The 206-nt window shown below is 66.5% G+C and carries 1 pseudogene; it reads right to left on the bottom strand.

Annotated elements, in window-relative coordinates:
* Positions 1-206: pseudogene (locus ACLQ2W_RS34125) on the bottom strand (hypothetical protein); the annotation flags it as partial.

The following is a 206-nucleotide window of genomic DNA, read 5'->3' as shown; positions in this document are numbered from 1 at the left end:
TCGGGCAGGCCAGCCTTCTTCGTCGCGGCGATGATCGCCTTGACGTTGGCCGTCTGCTCGTCGTTGAGGTTGATCGTGGACTGCTCACCCTGCACACTCGCCACCGCAACCGGCTTCCCGGCCGTGGCCGCGTGCGCGGACTCGACGTGACCGGCGATCGGACCGGCGAACACACCACCGGTGAAAGCCAGACCAGCAATACCCAG

Origin of the sequence: Micromonospora sp. DT227 (assembly GCF_049841835.1) — a bacterium.
In the GTDB taxonomy this organism is placed as follows: domain Bacteria; phylum Actinomycetota; class Actinomycetes; order Mycobacteriales; family Micromonosporaceae; genus Micromonospora.
Note: the sequence above shows the minus strand (reverse complement) of the source record. Positions and strands in the feature narration are given on the sequence as shown.